The sequence below is a fragment of the Halapricum sp. CBA1109 genome (genome assembly GCF_009741825.1).
In the GTDB taxonomy this organism is placed as follows: Archaea; Halobacteriota; Halobacteria; order Halobacteriales; family Haloarculaceae; genus Halapricum.
Genome location: NZ_WPCA01000193.1, coordinates 1 through 4175, shown reverse-complemented (window position 1 = coordinate 4175; position 4175 = coordinate 1). Strand labels below are relative to the sequence as shown.

Sequence of the window (4175 nt, the reverse complement as noted above, 5' to 3'; positions counted from 1 at the left end):
CTCGGCGTCGTCGTCGCCGGTCGCTCGACCGAAAGCGCGGCCGTCATCTCCCGCCACGCGTCGTAGACGGCGTTGTTCGCGTCGACGCCCGACATCTCCAATCGGTCGGCCGCGCGCCCGGCGGCCTCGCCGACGGCCCCCACGCTCTCCCCGCCGCCCTCGTTCGAGGCGCTCGCGGCGAGGGTCACGTCGGCGGCCGAATCGCTCCCGGAGTACCGCGCGATGGCCGCGACCAACGCGATGGCGAGCAGCCCGAACACCCCGACGAGGACGATGGGGACGTCCAGTGATGTCTTTGGCTCGCCTTCGACGTCACGGCCGCTGTCGCCGCCGGTCGTGCCCGTGTCGTTGGTGTCGTTGACGACTGTCGAGTTCTGTGCGGGCACGACTGGCTGGCCGAAGATGGACATCGCGACCGCCCCGACGACCGCGAGGGCGACGATCATCACGAGGAGTAGTTTCGCGTCGTCCCGTCCGACCTGCTTGATGCCGATCAGGACCGTCGTCACCAGCGCCACGGCGAAGACGGCGAGCGCGAGCCATCGCGCGAACGGCGGCACCGTGAGCGACGCGTCGCCGCTCTCGCGGTCCTGCACTTCGTCGCCGGCCTCGCTGCCCGTCCCGTTCCCGGTGTCGTTGCCGGTCGCCGGGTCCGAGGACCGCGGCACGTCGACCGTCGCGGCCGCCACGGCAAGCCCGGCCACACAGAGCAGTGCGACTGCGAAGACGAACGCCCGGTTGCGGTTCACTGTCTCGGCCTTCGGAATCCTGTGGTTTGAGTGTTACCGTTCCACGTGGTCGCCGAACCCGCCACCGCCGGGCGTCTCGACCCGTATCGTCGTCCCGGCGGGCACCTCCCGGGTCGTCTTCGCCTCGACTACCTCGCCGTCGACGTAGTTGGCCCCCGCCGCGCCGTCCTCGCCGCCCGCCCGCCCGGGCGGTCCGCGCCGCCGCCGCTCGGTCACTAGCGACACCGTCGCGTCCGTCTCGGTGGTGATGGCCCGGATCAGGCCGTCGCCGCCGCGGTAGCGGCCCGCGCCGCCGCTGTCGGTCCGCAACCCGTACGCCTCGACACGCAGCGGGTAGGCCGCTTCCAGCGCCTCTACCGGCGTGTTCAGCGTGTTCGTCATCCCGACTTGGACGCCAGAGAGGCCGTCGCCGTCGGGCCGCGCGCCCGCCCCGCCGCCGATGGTCTCGTAGTAGGCGAACTCGGGCCCGCCGATCAGGAGGTTGTTCATCGTCCCTTGGCCCGCCGCGGGGACGCGCTCCGGTGCCGCCTCGGCCAGCGCCGCGAGGACGACGTCGGTGACCCGCTGGCTCGTCTCGACGTTGCCCCCGCTGACGGCCGCCGGCGGGTCGGGGTTCAACAGCGACCCTTCCGGCGCCGTGACCGTCACCGGCTCGTAACAGCCGTGGTTCGGCGGGATGTCCGGGTCGGTGACGACCCGCAGGACGTAGTAGACGGCGCTCTTCGCGACGGCGAGCGGCGCGTTGACGCTGCCGTCGACCTGTTCGGCCGTCCCCGCGAAGTCGACGCGCATCGACTCGCCGTCGACGGTCACGCTCACCTCGATTGGAACGTCCTCGTCGGTGACGCCGTCGCCTTCCAGACAGTCCGCGGCGGTGTAGGTGCCGTCCGGCAGCGCCGCTATCTCGCCGGCCATCCGCTTGCGGGAGTAGTCGATCACGGCGTCGAACGCCGGCCCGAGGTCGCCGTGGTCGGCCCGGAGGTCACCGACCCGTTCGCCGCCGCGCTCGTTGGCCGCTATCTGGGCCCGGAGGTCGGCCCGCCGCTCGGCCGGCGCCCGGACGTTCGCCAGCAGCAGCGACTCGACGTCCGCGACGAGCTCCCCCTCCGAGACGAGTCGTACCGGTGGCAGACGGAGCCCTTCTTGATGTATCTCACGCGCTCCGGCGGGCATACTCCCGGGGCTGGTGCCGCCCACGTCGGCGTGGTGGGCGCGCGAGACGGCGTAGCCGATTATCTCGCCGTCGGGCGCGACGGGCGGAGACCAGCGTGATGTCCGGGAGGTGGGTCCCGCCGCGGAACGGGTCGTTCAGCGCGACCACGTCGCCGGGCCGGGGGTCACGCTCGCGGACGGCGTCGACGGCCGCCGGCATCGCCCCGAGGTGGACCGGGATGTGTTCGGCCTGTGCGACCAGCCGTCCGTCGGCGTCGAAGAGCGCGGTCGAGCAGTCCCGACGCTCGGTGATGTTCGGCGAGTACGCCCCGCGGATCAGCACCTCGCCCATCTCCTCGGCCACGCTTTCGAGTTGGTTCCTAACGATTTCGAGTTCGACTGCATCGAGTTCGGTCATAGGTTGTCACCTCTGGTCTCTCCGTTATTCTCTGTCTCTCTCGATTCGCCCTCCCGGGAGAGGACGAGCGCACCGCGGTCGTCGGGGCTGGCCGTCCACCCCGGCGGCAGGACGGTCGTGCTCTCTGCGCCCTCGAAGACGGCCGGGCCGGTGACCGTCCGGTCGAGGGGCACCTTCGCGGGGTCGTAGACGGGCGTCTCGACTTCCTCGCCGTCGAACACTGCGGGTCGACGCCCCACCTCCGGGTCGCCCGCGGGGTCGTGGCTGATTGACGGCGGGTCGCCGGGCGTCGTCGCCGTCACGCCGAGGTCGATCACCTCGACCGGTTCGTCGTCGAGGACGTACCCCCGCTCGTCGTCGTGGGCCGCTTCGAATCGCTTCCGAACGGTGTCGGGGTCGAACGGGTCCGGTGCGTCGACGGTGAGTTCGAAGGCTTGGCCGGCGTAGCGACAGGCCGCGGTGCGGGCCACCGTCGCCGCCTCGGGGTCGGCGCTCTCGGACAGCACCCGGTCGCGCAGGTCGGCGTAGACACTCTCGACGTGGTCGGTGTCGGCCCCGTCGAGGGGGGTCCGGACCGTCCGGAGGGCGTCGTGGGACTCGTCGGCGCCGAGCAGTCCGACCGCCGAGCGGACGCCGCTTGCGGGCGGGACGACCACGCGGTCGATACCGAGTCGCTCGGCGAGGGCAGCGGCGTGCATCGGGCCGGCCCCGCCGAAAGCCGCCAGCGCGAACCCTCGGGGGTCGTGGCCGCGTTCGACGGTGACCGTCCGGATGGCGCGGGTCATCGCGGCATTGGCGACCCGGTAGACCCCGCTGGCTGCGGCACTCGCGTCCGGGAGGTCCGCGGCCGCGGCCAACTCCTCGAGGGCGTCCTCGGCGGCGTCCGCGTCCAGCGTCAGGTCCTCCCCGAGCGTCGTGTCGGGGCCGAGATACCCCAACACGACCGCGGCGTCGGTCACGGTGGGGTCGGTGCCGCCGTTGCCGTAGCAGGCCGGGCCGGGGTCGGCACCGGCCGAGCGCGGACGACCCGGAGCGCGCCGCCGTCGTCGACCCACGCGATAGAGCCGCCGCCGGCCCCGACGGTGTGGACGTCCACCATCGGAACCCGGACGGGGTGGCCGCCGATGTCGGCGTCGGTAGTCCGCAGCGGTCGGCCGTCCTCGATCAGGCTCACGTCGCTTGAGGTGCCGCCCATGTCGAACGTGACCACGTCCTCGCCGAGCAGCGTCGCGCCGACGACGCCCGCGGCCGGGCCCGACAGCACCGTCGTCGCGGCGTGCTCTCTGACCGTCTCGGCGTCGGCGATGCCGCCGTTGCTCTGCATCACGCGGGGGTCGGGGAGGCCGGCCGCGGCGGCCCGGTCCTGCAGGCGGTCGAGATAGGAGTCGACGACCGGCGTAACGTAGGCTTCTGCGACGGTCGTGGCGGTGCGCTCGTACTCCCTCACGGTCGGCAGCACCTCGTGGGAGGCGCTGACGGGGGCGTCCGAGTCGGTCCCGGAGCATCGCCGCGGCCGTCGCCTCGTTGGCGTCGTGGGCGTAGGCGTGGAGGAAGCTGACGGCGACGCTGTCGGCCTCGATGTCCTCGGCCACGTCGGCTACCTCGTCGGTCGAAAGCGGGCGCTCGATGCCGTCGGGGCCCGCCCGCTCGGCGACGGTGTAGCGGCGCTCGGCCGGGACCAGCGGCTCCGGCGGCGCGACGCTCTCGTCGTACAGCGCCGGGCGGTCCTGCCGACGGATGGCCAGCACGTCGGCAAAGCCCTCGGTGGTCACCAGTGCCGTCTCCGCGCCTTCGCCCGCAAGCAGGGCGTGACGGCGACGGTCGTCCGTGGCGGAACCGGTCGACCGCCTCCGGGT

1 protein-coding gene and 2 pseudogenes are annotated in these 4175 nt (G+C 72.8%); all 3 read right to left on the bottom strand.

Annotation, left to right across the window (positions count from 1 at the left end):
- Positions 1–749 (bottom strand): hypothetical protein (locus GJ629_RS14810; protein ID WP_157513711.1); only part of this gene is annotated, 749 nt, incomplete at its 3' end.
- Positions 750–782: 33 nt separating this feature from the next.
- Positions 783–2319, bottom strand: a pseudogene (locus GJ629_RS14805) (hydantoinase B/oxoprolinase family protein).
- Positions 2316–4091 (bottom strand): annotated as a pseudogene (locus GJ629_RS14800) (hydantoinase/oxoprolinase family protein). Before GJ629_RS14800 ends, GJ629_RS14805 begins: the two co-directional pseudogenes overlap by 4 nt.
- Positions 4092–4175: the final 84 nt, after the last annotated feature.